The 14,798-nt window shown below is 72.8% G+C and carries 11 protein-coding genes; 5 read left to right on the top strand and 6 right to left on the bottom strand.

What is annotated here, in order from left to right; genetic code table 11:
- Nucleotides 1–128 precede the first annotated feature (128 nt).
- Nucleotides 129–596, top strand: coding sequence for a lamin tail domain-containing protein (locus LCE31_RS07315; protein ID WP_225013178.1), 468 nt, complete (start codon nucleotides 129–131; stop codon nucleotides 594–596).
- Nucleotides 597–973: 377 nt separating this feature from the next.
- On the opposite strand, the gene LCE31_RS07310 is transcribed toward LCE31_RS07315, so the two are convergent.
- On the bottom strand, nucleotides 974–1,399 hold the full coding sequence (locus tag LCE31_RS07310) for a MarR family winged helix-turn-helix transcriptional regulator (RefSeq protein WP_225013177.1): 426 nt from the start codon (nucleotides 1,397–1,399) through the stop codon (nucleotides 974–976).
- Between the two features lie 105 nt (nucleotides 1,400–1,504).
- On the opposite strand from LCE31_RS07310, the gene LCE31_RS07305 reads away from it, so the two are divergent.
- From LCE31_RS07305 to LCE31_RS07295, 3 genes are all read left to right on the top strand, one after another.
- The gene (locus LCE31_RS07305; RefSeq protein WP_225013176.1) at nucleotides 1,505–2,146 is read left to right on the top strand and encodes an MBL fold metallo-hydrolase; all 642 of its coding nucleotides are present in this window, start codon (nucleotides 1,505–1,507) and stop codon (nucleotides 2,144–2,146) included.
- A gap of 140 nt (nucleotides 2,147–2,286) precedes the next feature.
- Entirely contained in the window at nucleotides 2,287–3,591 is a 1,305-nt protein-coding gene (locus LCE31_RS07300) for a VWA domain-containing protein (RefSeq protein WP_225013175.1), read from the top strand.
- Nucleotides 3,591–4,484, top strand: a complete 894-nt coding sequence (locus LCE31_RS07295; RefSeq protein WP_225013174.1) for a hypothetical protein — start codon at nucleotides 3,591–3,593, stop codon at nucleotides 4,482–4,484. Before LCE31_RS07300 ends, LCE31_RS07295 begins: the two co-directional genes overlap by 1 nt.
- 48 nt (nucleotides 4,485–4,532) lie before the next feature.
- Here LCE31_RS07295 and LCE31_RS07290 read toward each other — a convergent pair whose 3' ends face one another.
- On the bottom strand, nucleotides 4,533–5,042 hold the full coding sequence (locus tag LCE31_RS07290) for an SAV_915 family protein (RefSeq protein WP_225013173.1): 510 nt from the start codon (nucleotides 5,040–5,042) through the stop codon (nucleotides 4,533–4,535).
- Between the two features lie 324 nt (nucleotides 5,043–5,366).
- On the opposite strand from LCE31_RS07290, the gene LCE31_RS07285 reads away from it, so the two are divergent.
- Nucleotides 5,367–7,064, top strand: coding sequence for a purine-cytosine permease family protein (locus LCE31_RS07285; RefSeq protein WP_225013172.1), 1,698 nt, complete (start codon nucleotides 5,367–5,369; stop codon nucleotides 7,062–7,064).
- Between the two features lie 935 nt (nucleotides 7,065–7,999).
- On the opposite strand, the gene LCE31_RS07280 is transcribed toward LCE31_RS07285, so the two are convergent.
- From LCE31_RS07280 to LCE31_RS07265, 4 genes are all read right to left on the bottom strand, one after another.
- A complete protein-coding gene (locus tag LCE31_RS07280; RefSeq protein ID WP_225013171.1) occupies nucleotides 8,000–9,196 on the bottom strand; it encodes a Gfo/Idh/MocA family protein in 1,197 nt (398 codons plus the stop codon).
- 78 nt (nucleotides 9,197–9,274) lie between these two features.
- Nucleotides 9,275–11,521: a right-handed parallel beta-helix repeat-containing protein gene (locus LCE31_RS07275; RefSeq protein WP_225013170.1), complete on the bottom strand. Its 2,247-nt coding sequence runs from the start codon at nucleotides 11,519–11,521 to the stop codon at nucleotides 9,275–9,277.
- On the bottom strand, nucleotides 11,518–13,071 hold the full coding sequence (locus LCE31_RS40785; RefSeq protein ID WP_225013169.1) for a M1 family metallopeptidase: 1,554 nt from the start codon (nucleotides 13,069–13,071) through the stop codon (nucleotides 11,518–11,520). Before LCE31_RS40785 ends, LCE31_RS07275 begins: the two co-directional genes overlap by 4 nt.
- Nucleotides 13,068–14,744, bottom strand: coding sequence for an extracellular solute-binding protein (locus LCE31_RS07265; RefSeq protein WP_225013168.1), 1,677 nt, complete (start codon nucleotides 14,742–14,744; stop codon nucleotides 13,068–13,070). The genes LCE31_RS40785 and LCE31_RS07265 overlap by 4 nt, the downstream gene beginning before the upstream one ends.
- Between the last annotated feature and the right edge of the window lie 54 nt (nucleotides 14,745–14,798).

The following is a 14,798-nucleotide window of genomic DNA, read 5'->3' as shown; positions in this document are numbered from 1 at the left end:
CCCTAACCCGGTCCGGGTATTTTCCCCCCGTTTGGTGACGGGCCCCCCCCTGGGCCCCCGCCCCGGCGGCGGGGCGGGGCGCTGGCAGGGTCGGCGCCCGGGGCGGGCGCCGTACGCAGGAGGTATCCATGTTCAGCTCCGCATCACGCACCGCCGCGGTCCTGCTCGGCGCGGCCGTGGTCCCCGCCCCGGCCGCCCCCCCCGCCCCCGCGGCCGGGCACGCGCCCGCCCACCGCGCGCCGCACTCACCGGTCGTCGTCGGCTACGTCCAGTACGACAGCCCCGGCCACGACAACCGGTCCAACAAGAGCCTGAACGGCGAGTACGTCACCGTCTCCAACACCGGCAAGAAGGCGGTCAACCTCAAGGGCTGGACGCTCTCGAAGGACAGCCGGCACGTCTACCACTTCAAGAATCTCCGCCTCGCCGGGCGGTCGTCCGTGCGCGTCCACACGGGCACGGGCCGCGACACCGGCCGCGACGTCTACCAGGACAGCCGCCACTACATCTGGGACAACAAGGACACGGCGACCCTGCGGGACAACCACCGGCACGTCGTCGACACCAAGCACTGGTCGGGCAGGCGGGAGCGCTGAGCCCCCGCTGAGCGGCCGGGCGCGGCCCTTCGCGGCGCGCCCGCCCCGCGGCTGACCTCGCGTCACCGGCGCGCCGCCGTCCCCTGTGGGCGACGGCGCGCCGTGGCGTGCGGCACCGCAACCCGTGTCCTGGAGGCGGTCGTTCAGGCCCGCCGCGACCGGGGAGAGCGTGTGAGCAGGGCTCCGGCGCGGGCCGTTCCGCGCCGTGACCCCCCACGGGCACGGCGCGGAACGGAGGCGGGCACCCCGTCGTGGGAGCGCTCCCGGGGAGTGTCCCGCGCGTTCCCGTGCGTGGCAAGGGGTGACCGGAAATCCATAGGCCGGCCACGCAGGACCATCGCGTTCCGCGCGCGATCCGAACGGGCCCGGCGAGTCGGTCACTCTCCGGTGAGGTGGGCCGTCAGGCGGCGCAGCAGGGCGACGGACTCGCTCAGCCGCCGCTGTTCCCCGGGGTCGAAGGTCTCGCGGACGGCGGCGCCGAGAACGTTCGCGCGCCGGGTGCGCTCCCCCTGGAGGCGGGAGCGGCCGGCATCGGTCAGGTGCAGCAGCAGCTTGCGGCCGTCGTCGGGGTGCTGCACGCCGCGTACGAGGCCGTCGGCGGAGAGGTCCTTGACCGACTTGGCGGCCGACTGGTGCGAGACGCCCCGCAGGCGGGCGAGGTCGGCCGTGGTCAAGGGGCCGCGCCGGTCGAGGAATCCGAGGACGGCGGCCTCGCCGGGCGGCATGCTGTCGACGGTCCGTACCGCCCGGACCAGTTCCCCGAGTGACAGCCGCAGCTCCTCGGCCAGCGCGTCCGCGTCCATGAGGTCATCCTATCCGGAGTCACGGAGTGTGGTTGTACAGTTCGGTTGTATAGTTATGCAACCTGGTTGTACAAATGATCTGCATAAAGGAGAGGGATACCGGTCATGGAGCTCACCAAGTTCGGTCATGCGTGCGTGCGGCTGGAGAAGGACGGGCGCCGCCTGGTCATCGACCCGGGCGGCCTGAGCGACCCGGGCGCGCTGGAGGGCGCCGACGCCGTGCTCGTGACGCACGAGCACTTCGACCACTTCTCCGAGGAGGTGCTGCGCCGCGCGGCCGAGGCGCGTCCCGGGCTGCGCATCTGGACCAACTCGTCCGTCGCGAGCCAGCTGGACGGCCTCGGCGCGCGGGTCACCGCCACCGGGGACGGGGACGCCTTCACCGCCGCCGGCTTCGACATCCGCGTGCACGGCGCCTGGCACGCGGTCATCCACCCCGATGTCCCGCGCATCCCCAACATCGGGTTCCTCGTGGACGACAGCCTCTTCCACCCCGGCGACGCCCTGACCGTCCCCGAGGGCCCCGTCGGTACGCTGCTGCTGCCCGTGCACGCGCCCTGGTCGACCGTCGGTGACCTGATCGACTACGTGCGCGAGGTCGCCCCGCGCGATGCCTACGCCGTGCACGACGGCGCCCTCAACGACATCGGCACCGCGATGGTCGAGGGTTTCCTCGGCGAGCGGGGGCCCGGCCTCCCGGCCCTCTACCGCCGGCTGGCCCCGGGTGCGAGTGCCCGCATCGGCTGAGCGTCCGGGCCGGCGCGGGGCGCGGAGGGCCGGACCGTCCCGTCGTGTGCGAGGTCATCAATGCCGGCGGCCCCACGCTTGCCTGACGGGCCGTCAACTCTTATTTGGCCCCTGTGCCCCCGTTTCAATATCATCCGGCGATGATCATAAGTAAACGGCCGGCGGTCGCCGCGTGCGCGCTGCTGGCCGCCTTGACCTTCGGGCTCCTCACCCCCACGACCGCCCTCGCCGACGACGGGTCCGACGCCACGGCGGCGGACGCGCCCACCGCGAAAGTCGATCTCGTCCTCGACGTCAGCGGGTCCATGAGCACCCGCGACATCGACGGGCAGACCCGTATGACCGCGGCGAAGCAGGCCTTCGACCAGGTGCTCGACGGGGTGCCGCAGGGCGTCGACCTCGGCATCAGGACACTCGGCGCCACCTACCCAGGCAAGAGCCTCAAGCTGGGCTGCAAGGACACCAAGCGGCTCTACCCGGTGGGGCCGCTGGACCGCGAGGAGGCCAAGACCGCCGTCGGCACGCTGGAGCCCACCGGATGGACCCCCATCGGCCCCGCGCTCCTCGCCGCCGCGGACGACCTGTCGGGCGGTGACGGCAGCCGCCGTATCGTCCTCATCAGCGACGGCGAGGACACCTGCTCGCCGCCCGACCCGTGCGACGTCGCCCGTGAGATCGCCGCCAAGGGCATCCACCTCACGATCGACACCCTCGGCCTCGTGCCGGACGCCAAGACCCAGGCACAGCTGTCCTGCATCGCCGAGGCCACCGGCGGCACCTACACCTCCGTGAAGCACCGGTCCGAACTCTCCGGCCGCGTCGGCCAGTTGGTGCACCGCGCGGCCGACCCCGCGGCCACGCCCGTCGCCACGAGCGGCGCCGACGACTGCTCCACGGCACCGGAGCTCAAGCCGGGCCTGTACAGCGACCGCGAGCAGTTCGCGCAGCACCGCTGGTACCGCGTCGCCGTGGCACCGGGCCAGGAGCTGCGCGCCTCGGTCAGCGTCGCCGACGACCGGCCGGTCAACCCCGACTACGGCGTGCTGTTGCGCGCCGTCACCACCCACGGCCGCGAGATCGTACGGGGCCAGGAAGCGGGCAGCGGGCGCACCGACGTCATCTCGACGGGCCTGCGCTACCCGAAGCCGGACACGTCCTCGTCCGGCTCGTCCTCGGGCGACGACGGCACCGCACCCGCCGAGACCGTCTGCCTGGAGGTCAGCAACTCCTACTCGGCCCCGGCCTCGGTGAAGACCTCGCCGGGCCTGCCGGTCGAGCTGGCCGTGAACCTGGTCGACGCGCCCCACGACGCCTCGGACGCCGCGGCGTTCGGCCTCGGGCGCGGCTGGTGGCTGATCGGCACACTGATCGTCGTCGGCTTCGTGGCGGGAATCCTGTGGGGCTGGGCGTCGCGGTGGCGCATCGCGATCTGGAGGTCGAACTGATGCGGGCGATACGTATGGGCGCGACGCTGCTCCTCGCGGCGTCCGCGGCTCTGGCGGGGGCGGCGGGCGTGGCCGTGGCGGACGGCACGTCGCCGTCGCCGAGCGCGTCGGACGGCGACTCGGCGGGGCCCACGGAGGCCGGTACGTCCTTCCGTACGGCGCAGCTGTTCCAGTCGGGCACGCATGCCACGGCGGATGCCTCGTCGGGCGACTACCTGTACTGGCGCGTCCCCGTCGACACCGGGCAGCGGCCCACGGTGGACGCGAAGGTCACCTTCCCCGACACATCGGCGCGCAAGGGGCCGACGACCTGGCAGGTCGATGTGTACGACGGCCTGCGGCGGCGGCAGCCGTGCGTGTACGGGGCCCAGACCAGGACGCTGGCGCCCGACCAGGACTCGGTCGAGCTGCACTGCACGCTGCGTACCGTACGGGCGTGGGCGGAGCCGTGGTCGAACGACCCGCTGCCCGGCGACTACTACATCCGCCTCACCGCCGTCGCGGCGGGCCAGGGCGACCTGGGGCTGCCGATGTCGGCGGACGTGTCCGTCGACGCGCCCTCCAAGGGCGGCGCGTTCGCCGTGGGCGGCAAGCTCGCGGCCCCGCTGGTCCCGGGTGCGGCGCTCTCGGACAGCTCCGACGACAGCTCGGACGACAACTCCGACGGCAGCTCGGGCGACAGCTCCGACGACGCCTCGGAGGCCTCGCCCTCGCCGTCGGCGGAGAGCGTGACGCAGGCGTCGGACGAGCCGGACGGCGGCTGGTCGTCCGGCTGGTGGACCGACCGCTGGCTGTGGACCGGCGGCGGCGCGGTGGGTGCCGCGCTCGCCGGGGTCGGCGGCTACCACGTGACCAGGCCGCGCCGGCGGCCCACCCCGCCGCCGGGGTACTGACCGGGCCGGGGCGGTGGCCGGAGAGAGCCACCCCCTCCGACCGCCGTTCTACCCGACCGCCCGTACCACCGCGGACAGCTTCGCCGGCCCGGGGACCGGACCACCCGAGGGGACCGGGCCGGGCAGTACGGACGTCCGGCGGGCGCACGCGAGCCGGTTCTCCGCCCGCGACGCCGTCGCCGTGGCCGCCGTTCCCACTGCCGCTTTGGCGGCGCGCGGTGCGACGGTCGTACGGGGATCGATCGTCACGAGCGGCGCGCCGAGCGGCTCGGCGAGCGAGCGCAGCGCGGGCTCGGCGAGCATCACCCAAGGCTGCTGATCGCCGAAGACCGCGGCCAGACGCCGCCTGCTCGTGAACGCCACCGCCGTGCGCGCACCGCCCGGCGTGCGCGCGAAGCGAAGCTGAGTGCCGCCGGCTGAGCCGATCCGCACCGGCACGTACAGCGGACGGCACGAGCGCGGGTCCGCCGCGGCGGGCGCGAGGGCGGCGGGCGCGGCGATGGCGGCAGGGTCGGGGTCAGCGGCCTCGTCCGAGCCCTCGGAAGCGAGGAGCTCCATGGTGTCCTCCCACAGGAGATCGGGCCGGCCGGACCGGTGTCCGGCCGATACGGGGAAGTTATGCCCGCCCCGGGCGCGTCGAGCGGGCCCATGACGGCGCGTTGACCCTCCCGAGCTGGATATTCACGCGCTCCTGACGTCCTGTTCGAGCGGTGTCGCGGCCGGTGAACGTACGCGCGGCCCCGCCCCGTAACGCCTCCGTCATCCCGTGGCCACGCCCGGTGAAACACACGGCTCGTATCGTCCCCGCGCAGGGGCGCGGCGCTGTGTCCATCCCTGCGCGCCCGGTCGCCCCCTCCCCGTTCCCCACCCGAGGAGCACCGCATGGCGATCGACGACGCACCTGCCGCGAAGACCACCGCACCGCCCGGCGGGCGGGCCGGGGCCCAGGCCAAGGAGACGCTGGAGGACTACACGCTGCGTTTCGCGCCCCGCTCCTACCGGCGCTGGACCCCGGCGATCGTGGGCGCGTCCGCGCTCGGCGGCATCGCGTACATGGCCGACTTCTCCATCGCCGCCGGAGTCGGCGTGGCCCACGGAACCGTCAACGCGCTGCTGTCCATCGCCATCGCGGCCGTGATCATCTTCGTCACCGGCCTGCCGCTCGCGTTCTACGGCGCCCGCCACAACATCGACCTCGACCTGATCACCCGCGGCGCCGGATTCGGCTACTACGGCTCGGTCGTGACCTCGCTCGTCTTCGCGAGCTTCACCTTCATCTTCTTCGCCACCGAGGGCTCGATCATGGCGCAGGGCCTGCGCTTCGCCCTGCACGTCCCCCTGTGGGCCGGCTACCTCGTCTCGACACTCGTCATCATCCCGCTGGTCGTCTACGGGATGAAGGCGCTGGCGAAGCTCCAGAGCTGGACCAACCCGCTGTGGCTGGTGCTGATCGCGGCGCCGCTGGTCTACCTCCTCGTCACCGAGCCGTCCACGGTGTCGCACTGGCTGTCCTACGAGGGCGCCGACCACCGCGGTGTGAGCACGGCCGCCGTGATGCTCGGCGCCGGTGCCTGCCTGTCACTCATCGGGCAGATCGGCGAGCAGATCGACTACCTGCGGTTCATGCCGCCGCGCACCGAGGACAACCGGCGGGCCTGGTGGACGTCCGTCATCCTCGCGGGCCCCGGCTGGGTGTTCTTCGGCGCGCTCAAGCAGGCCATCGGCGTCTTCATGGCGGTGTACGTGATCGGCGCGGTCGGCTCGGCGGCGGCCGTGGAACCCATCGAGCAGTTCACCGGCGTGTTCGAGCGGATGATGCCGTCCTGGCTCGTGGTGCCGCTGGCGCTGGTCCTCGTCGTCCTCAGCCAGGTGAAGATCAACGTCACCAACGCCTACTCCGGTTCGCTGGCCTGGACGAACTCGTTCACCCGTGTCACCCGGCACTACCCGGGCCGCCTCGTCTTCGTGCTGGTGAACCTGGGGTTCTCGCTCGCGCTGATGGAGGCCGACATGTTCAGCTTCCTCAACAACCTGCTGAGCTTCTACTCGAACTGCGCGATGGCGTGGGTCGTCACCGTTGCCACCGACATCGGCGTCAACAAGTACCTCCTCAAACTCTCCCCGAAACAGCCGGAGTTCCGGCGCGGCATGCTCTACCCGGTCAACCCGGTCGGGCTGACGTCGTTCCTCGCCTCGTCGGTGCTGTCCATCGCCGTCTACTTCGGTGCCTTCGGCCCGGGCATCCAGCCGTACTCGCCGCTCGTGGCGGTGGGCATCGCCGTGCTCGCCACACCGCTGACGGCCCTCGCCACCCGCGGCCGGTACTACCTGAGGCGCTCGGACGACGGCATACCGGAGCCGCGCACCGACGCCGACGGCAACCCCAGCGGCACCCTCCACACCTGCGTGGTCTGCGCCGAGGAGTACGAGCGCCCCGACATGCTGGCCAGCGCTGCGGGCGGTGTCATCTGCTCGTTGTGCCTGTCCACGGACCGTACGGGCAGGCACATCCTGCCCGCGGACCCGCCGCGGCGGGGACGGTCGGGCGCCCGCCCCGCCGCGCCGGAGCTCACCCCGTGAAGGAGTCCCCGGTGACCGTGACCCTTGCGGCCCGCCGCCGTGTCGGTGGACACCGTGCTCAGGCAGCTCCCCGACGCCGGGTCGGTGATCGTGGGCGCGGTCCCGGTGTAGCTCGTCCCGGCCTCCGTACCGACCGGCTTGCCGTAGGTGACCGTGACCTGCTGGCCGCAGCCCGCGGTGACGTACGGCTCGATGAAGCCGCCGTCCGACGCCTTGAACCGCCCGGACGAGGAAGGCAGTTCGAAGCCGCCGATGTGGGCGACGGAGGCGCCGGTGTCCAGGTTCACGACGTCCCCGGTCATCGACTGGGTGTCGCCGCTGACCCCGGCGCGCTTGAGGACGAGGCCGTAGTCCGTGCCCTTCGTGTAGTCGAAGCGCACCGCGCAGCTCACCCCGGCGCCGCCGTCCGCCCCGTACGAGCAGTGGTCGTCGCTCGTGGTGGCATCGGCGTTGAAGGAGCTGAAGACCGCCTGGAGTTGCGGATGCCCGTCGGGCCCGGCCGGCTTCGGCTGGAAGCCCGCGTAGGGCCGCGTCCCGCTCTCCAGCGTGGTGTAGAAGGCGAAGTACATGCCCGCCGCGTCCGGCGCGGACTCGAACGACATCGGCAGGGTGAGCTGGGAGACCGAGGTCGGGGCGCCGGTCGACCAGCTGCTCGTCGGCGTCGACGCCCAGGAGGAGCCGGTCATCGCGACGCCGAGCAGCGCGGCTCCGCCGGCGACGGTGGCCACCCGCGCCAGCGCCCGCCTACGGCCGGGGGTTTGCGCGCGTGCGGTGGTGTGCGCCGGCTTCGCGGCGCATTCGTCGCGGGTCTCCGCGGTGGTGTTTTCCTCAGATGTACGCATGTCACCCTCCAGGGGAATGCCGTGGCCCGGCGGCCAGGGCGCTACGGGGTGGTGCGAGGCCGGCGGACCCGGGAGGGGCGCCGGCGCGGTCTCTCACCGGCCTTCGGGGAGCCCGGTGTCGAAGTGTGCGGCCAGACGCGGATCGAGCGGGGGAACGGCGACGGCGCCGCCGCCCGTCCGCAGTGAGGTGGTGGCGCAGGCGCCCGCCGCCACCGCCATCCGCGCGGCCACCGGCGAGGTGTCGGTCGGACGCCCGTCGCGGACGAACCGCACGAACTCGTCGACGAGCAGCGGGTCCGCGCCGCCGTGGCCCGCCGTGTCCTGGAGATCGGGGACGGGGTACTCGGCGTCGGGCTCGGCGCGGTAACCGGACCTGCGGCTGTTCCACACGCGGACGGTGGCGCCCGGCCCGTCGCCGAAGTTCTCAAGCCGCCCCTCGTCGCCGATGACGGTGTAGTTGCGCCAGTAGTCCGGGGTGAAGTGGCACTGCTGGTAGGCGGCCAGCACCCCGTTGTCGAGACGCATGTTGACCAGCGACACGTCCTCCACGTCGATGACCGGGTTGAGGCCGCGCTGGGTGTGCGGCGGCCAGTGCCCGTCGCGCGTGTACCAGTCGTCGGGCTTGGGTTCGCCCGGCTCCCTGCGGTGCGCGATGGAGCCGTAGACCATCAGGTCGCCGAGGGCCTGGACGGTGGTGGTGTAGCCGCCGGCCAGCCAGTGCAGCACATCGATGTCGTGGGCCGCCTTCTGGAGCAGCAGCCCGGTGGTGTGCCGCCGCTCCGCGTGCCAGTCCTTGAAGTACCAGTCGCCGCCGTACCCGACGAAGTGGCGCACCCACACCGTCTTGACGGTGCCGATCTCGCCCCGGGTGATGACGTCCCGCATGAGGCGGACCATGGGCATGTGGCGCATGTTGTGCCCGACGTACAGCGGTGTGCCGGTCTCCCTGGCGGTGGCCAGGATCGCGTCGGCGTCCTCGACCGTCGTGGCCAGCGGCTTCTCCACCAGGACGGGCTTCCCGGCCCGCAGCGCCTCGTCGGCGAGCGCCGCGTGGGTGTGGTCGGGGGTGAGCAGCAGGACCGCGTCGATGTCGGGCGACGCGATCACCTCCCGGTGACCGGCCAGCGTACGTACGCCGTCGAGGCCGGCCTCGGCGAGCGCACGCGCCGCCGGGTCGGGGTCGGCGAGCAGGGTGACCCGCGAGCCGTGGCCCGGCCGGTGGGCGGTGCGGGCCAGCGACCCGCGCAGGCCGTAGCCGAGCACGCCCAGGCGGAGGTCGGTGGTGGTCACGTCGGCATCAGTCCTTTGAGGAGAAGAGGGGAGAAAGCCCGCGGCGTCCAGAGTGCGGCGGCCACTCCTGCGGGCCGGTCAGGGATGCACGCGGACATCCGCGAGACCCACTCCCGCGCCGCCCGGCGCAGTGACGCGGACATACCTGCCGCGGGCGCGGAGGCCGCTCAGTACGCTGGGCCGCAGCACGCTCCCGCTGAGGGCGACGGTCGTGGCGTGGGCGAAGTCCGGTGTCGTGCTCACCGACACCACCGCGTCCTTCGTCGTCATCGACGCGTCGTTCCACAGCTCCACACTGCCGATGCTCCGCACCCGCCCGAGGTCGACCTGCCACCAGGACCCCGGCCGGGCCGTCGTCCCGCTGTCCGTGGTGGTGTCGCCGTCCAGCGCCGCGTCCGCCGTGGCCGTCCCGTCCGTCGTGGACTGGGTGGCGTGCCCGGCGCGGGCGAGGTCGGGCAGCATCGGGTCCACCGCGGGAGCGCCCGCGCCCGCGCGGGCCGCGACGGCGAGGGCGGCGGCGGGCAGCGTGTCGAGGCCGGTGTGGTTGCCGCTCAGGGTCGACCCGGTGCCGGCGGGCGCGGGCGCGGAGGTGTCGGTCCAGTTGCCCCGTACCGTGTTGTCGATCCCGTAGTCGGCCCAGTTCGACACCCACTTGAAGCCGACGCGGGTGACGACGTTGTGCTCCACGGTGATGTGGGAGGACTGCTCGTCCAGGTACACGCCGTTGCCGTCGAGCTGGGTGTTGCCGTAGGCGGCCCGGTCGATGTAGTTGTCCGCGATCACCGCGCCCGGCTGGTCGCCCTGGGTGTAGACGGCGCCGCCGTCGTGCTGCCCGTCGGCGACGCGCATCACGTCGGAGATCCGGTTGCCCGTGATGCGGTTGCCGTGCAGCTCCGCGGTGCGGGCGTTCGGCTGGTTCCAGCCCCAGCCCACCGAGATCCCCGCGTAGGGCAGATCCCGGAGGGTGTTGTGGTCGAGGGTGAGGTGCTGCTCGTACCCCGCCCAGATGCCGACGGAGTCGGTGTAGTCGAGCCCCGTGTGGTCGATGGTGTTGTACGCGACGGTGTTGCCGGAGCCGGTCAGAGCGGCGGTGGGGTGCGGGTCGGTGTCCCCGATGTACAGGGCGCCCGAGGAGATCCCGGTGAAGCGGGAGTGCCTCACCGAGGAGTCCCGCGTGCCCTGTTGGAAGATCACACCCGCGCCGCCCAGCCGGCTGAAGGTGTCCCGCTCCAGGGCCACCCGGCGCCCGCCGCGCACGGTGACGGCGGCGGCCGGCTCGGTGTAGTGGCTCCCGGACATGTCGGCGGGCCCGCTCTCACCGGTCAGCGTGAGGCCGGCCTGCGTCCCGACGTACCCGTCGGCCGTGTCCGGCTGGTCGTAGGCGGCGTAGGCGAAGCCGAGGCCGGAGAGTGAGAGGTCGTGCGCGCCGTCCAGCTCCACGAGGTGCTCGGACGCCGGAGCCACGGTCTCGGCGTGCCGCATGTCCTCGCCGGGACGCGGCAGGTAGGTGACGGTGCGCCCGCCCGAGTCGTAGGCGAACTCGCCCGGCCGGTCGATGAGTTCACGGGCGTTCTCGAACCACGCGACCCCGGTGTAGCCGCTGGAGTCCACCGCCGTGCTGTCCCAGGAGGGGCCGGTGCGGCCGGTGCCGCTCGACGCGTTCTTCCAGCAGGGCTCGGCGAACGTCATCCGGTCGCCGTGCACGGCGGTGACGCGGCAGCGGTACATGCGCCAGCGGACCTTGATGACGGCCTCGGCGCCGGTGGCGTCCGCCCACCCGTCGATCCCGGTGGCCCTCGCCCCGCTCATGCCGTCCTTGTCCGCGTCGCAGACCTCGGCGGAGCAGGCGGCGCCGCGCGCCCGCGTGGCCCGTACGCCGTTCACGAACAGCTGCCGGGCGTCGGTGCCCGCGGGCACCGGTGCGCTCCAGGTGCCGTCCCCGTTCTCGTGCCAGCCGCGCAGTGTCTCGCCGCCCGACAGGACGGGGTGGGCGCCGGGCGCGGCCTCCCAGGAGACCGTGGCGCCGTCGCGGCCGGAGTCCGCCGCGCCGAGCCGCAGCGGCGACGTCATGGGGTAGGTGCCGCCGAGCAGCTCGACCCGGAGATCGCGGCCCGGGGAGCGGGCGATCCGGGCGCGGACGCTCGCGCGTGCGCCCTCCAGCGAACAGGGCCTCGCCCTGGTGCAGAGGGAGCCGGAGCCGGTGGGCGAGGCGTACGAGACGGCGGTGGGCGCCCGGTGCGCGGCGGGCGCGGCGACGGCGGGGGAGAGCCCCGCGGTCAGCAGCGCCGCCGCGGCGAGCGGTGCGGCGAACAGGGGTCGTTTCACGCGGTCGCACTCCATTCGGGATGGCCGGGCATGGGCGGGTTGGCGGGGGCGAACAGCCAGGCGCGCAGGAACGGGTCGAGCGAGGCGTCGCGGCCCGTCGCGACCGCGTGCCGGATGAAGTCCTCGCTGGTCACATTGGAGTCCCGGTGCAGCCGAGGCCAGTTGAGCATGATCCGGTCGAAGGCGGGACCGCCCACGCGCAGCCGCAGCGCGTACAGGACCAGGGCCCCGCCGTCGTAGATGTTGGTCCCGCCGAGCGCGTTCGGCAGACCCGGCGGGCCGTCCTTCGCGCGCACCGCGTCGAGGCCGCGGTAGGTCTTCTCCATCGTCGCGGCCATGGACGACCAGCCGTGCTCCTCGCCGTAGAGCGCCGCGTAGTACGTGGCGGGGCCCTCGTTGAGCCAGGCCTGCTGCCAGTCCTTCGGCGTCACCGAGTCGCCCCACCACTGGTGGGTCAGCTCGTGCACCATGGTGTTCTCCCACGCGGGGTGGCCCTGCGCGTCGGGCTTGAACCAGTTGGTGCCCATCAGGGTGAGCGTCTGGTTCTCCAGCGCGTCGGTGTACCCGCCGTAGATGTGCAGCCCGTACAGCGAGAACGGGTAGGGCCCGAACTTCGCCTCCAGCCAGGCGAGATGGTCCGCCGTACGGGCCACCACCGGGGCGTACGCGTCCTCCTCTCCGAGCGGTACGACGTGCCGCAGCGGCAGGCCCCGGTGGCTCGCCCCGTACAGGTAGGTGCCCCGGACGACGGCGATGCCGCACAGCTCGGTCGCCATGCGCTCGGCCAGTGCGAAGTGCCACACCGTACGGTCGTCGGCGCGGCGGGTCTTGTGGGTCAGCCGCCCGTTGGCCGTGGCCACATAGCCCTCGGGGGCGCTGATGTGGAAGGTCCAGGTGGCCTTGTCCGAGGGCGTGTCGTTGCAGGGGAAGAAGGTGTCGGCGCGGGAGGACTGGGCGGCGCAGGCGAAGCCGCCGTCGGCGCCGAACACCCAGCCGCTGAGGCCGCTGCGCGGGGCCTTGCCGTTGCCGTGGTAGCGGATCTGGGTGGTGAACCCGGCGCCGTTGTGCAGTGGGGCGGCGGGCGTGACGGTCAGCTCCTGGCCGCTCTGCCCCTCGGACAGCGCCCAGGCCGCCCGCCGGCCGTTCACGGTGACCGCGTCGATGGTGTGTCCGTCGGTGTCCAGGTTGAACGACGACAGGTCCTGGGTGGCGTGCGCGCTGATCCGGATCGTCCCGGTCAAGTCGTAGGTGACCGGGGTGAAGTCGAAGGTGAGGTCGTAGTGGTCGACCTGGTAGCCCCCGTTGCCGAGGGTCGGGAAGAGCGGGTCGCCGACTCCGGGGGCGCCGGGCCGGGGGTCGAATCCCCGTGCCCCGGCGGGCCGTGCGGAGGCGCTGGGCGCGCCTACGGGCACGGAGGCGAGGGCGGCGCCCGCGCCGAGCCCGAGGACCGCGCGCCGGCCCGGGGCGCCGCCGCGTGGACCGCGCGCGGTGGTGCCGTGCGGGCCGGAGGCGGTGTCGGCGCCCGGACCGTGGACGCTCGGGCGGCTCACGTGTGCGCCCCCTTCTGCGCGGCCTCCTCGAACTCGGCCCGGGCCTTCTCCCCGCCCGCTCTCAGGTACTCCTTGGCCAGCTGTGCGAACCACGACATCGGCTTCCTTCCGGTGATGAGGTCCTTGATGCCGTCCCCCTCCAGGCTGAGCAGGCTTCCGTTGCCCTTGGAGTCCCAGGTCGGGGACGAGTAGGCGAGCGTGGGGTCCTCGGCCATCCGCGGGATCATCTCGGCGAACGCGGCATGCGCGTAGCGGACCCCCTTCTCGGAGGTGGGGCTGAAGACGGCGGGCACCGCGGAGCCGAAGAACTTCCAGGGGGTCGCGGTGTCCAGCACACCCTTGTCGGTGAGGACCGGGTTGCCGTGCGCGTCGCGCCGGAAGTCGGTCCCCTCCACGCCGTAGTTGATGAGGGTGTACTCGGTGCTGCCGAACGGTGCGGCGGCGAAGTCGGCGAATGCGAGGAGTTGCCGCACCCGTTCGCCGGACGCCTTCTTGATGTGGACGTTCGACAGCGAGATGTTGTCCGCCCACACCAGCGGATGCGGCCCGAACGGCACCATCGGGCGGGTGTCGAAGGACGGGTCGACGGAGGACATGGCGTCCAGGTAGCCGGTGCCCGGCGTGAGGTAGTCCGGCATGCCGTCGTACACGTAGGCGGCCTTGCCGCTCTTGAACAGGTCGGTGTACTTGGACTTCTGCGCGCCCGACATCCCGATCGTGCCGGGGTAGAAGCAGCCCGCCTTGTACAGGCCGCGCAGGATCTCGACGGCGTGGCGGAACTCGGGTGTCTCCAGCCGGTGGGTGAACTTCCCCGTCGCCGCCTCGAAGCGCCAGTCCTTCGGCGCGCCCGCGCTCATGGCGACGAGGTTCGTCGCACCCGCCATGATCGCGTACTCGTTCCTGGACGGCCTGGTCAGCTCCTTGCACAGCTCGACGAACCGGTCGAGCCCGGTGATCTGCCCCAGGTCCGTGACGCCCGCGCGGGCGAACAGGTCGTGCCGGTAGAAGCCCGCACCGCCGGTGCCCGTACGGGAGATGGGTATCCCGTAGAGCTTGTTGCCGAAGATCGCGTCCTGCCAGGCGGCCTTGGGAATCGCCGCGAGGTTCGGGTAGTCCCGCACCGCGTCCCCCGCCAGGTGCGGGGTGAGGTCCGCGCACTCCGCGTCGAAGAAGGCCACCTTGTTGTCGACGCCGCCGGTCTCCGGGTACTCGAAGATGTCCGGCAGGGCGCCACCCGCGATCATGGTCGAGAAGCGGGTCGGATAGTCGTCGCTGGGCACCGCGACGACGTCGACCCGCCCGCCCAGCAGATCCTCGATGGCACGCCAGGCCGGGTTGTCCGAGCGCTGCGGCGGGGGCGGCAGGAACGTCTCGGTGGCGGCCTTGATCGGGCTCGCGCCCTTCAGCGGCTTGCCCCGGGTCGCCCGCAACAGCCGCGCCGGGTAGCGGAAGAACCCCTGCGGCACACCGGAGGCCGTGCCGGGCAGGTCGGGCCTCAGACCGATGTTCCGCACGGAAGTACGGGGCAGCAACGCGTCGCTCTTCGCCTCGGGTTCCGCGGCGATCGCACCGTCGCCGCAGGCGGCGAGGGCGGGGCCCGCGGCGAGAGCGAGGCCGAGACCCGCGCCAAGACGCAGCAGTGTTCTGCGGTCGACCGGGGCGGTGGGGGACATGCGTGACTCCTTGGCTTCGGTGTCTTCGGGGCGAGGGGATGGCCGCGAACGGGG

The organism is Streptomyces sp. 8L, assembly GCF_020176795.1.
Lineage (GTDB): Bacteria > Actinomycetota > Actinomycetes > Streptomycetales > Streptomycetaceae > Streptomyces.
The sequence above is the reverse complement of the archived record's forward strand: the minus strand, read 5'-3'. Positions and strand labels throughout refer to the sequence as shown.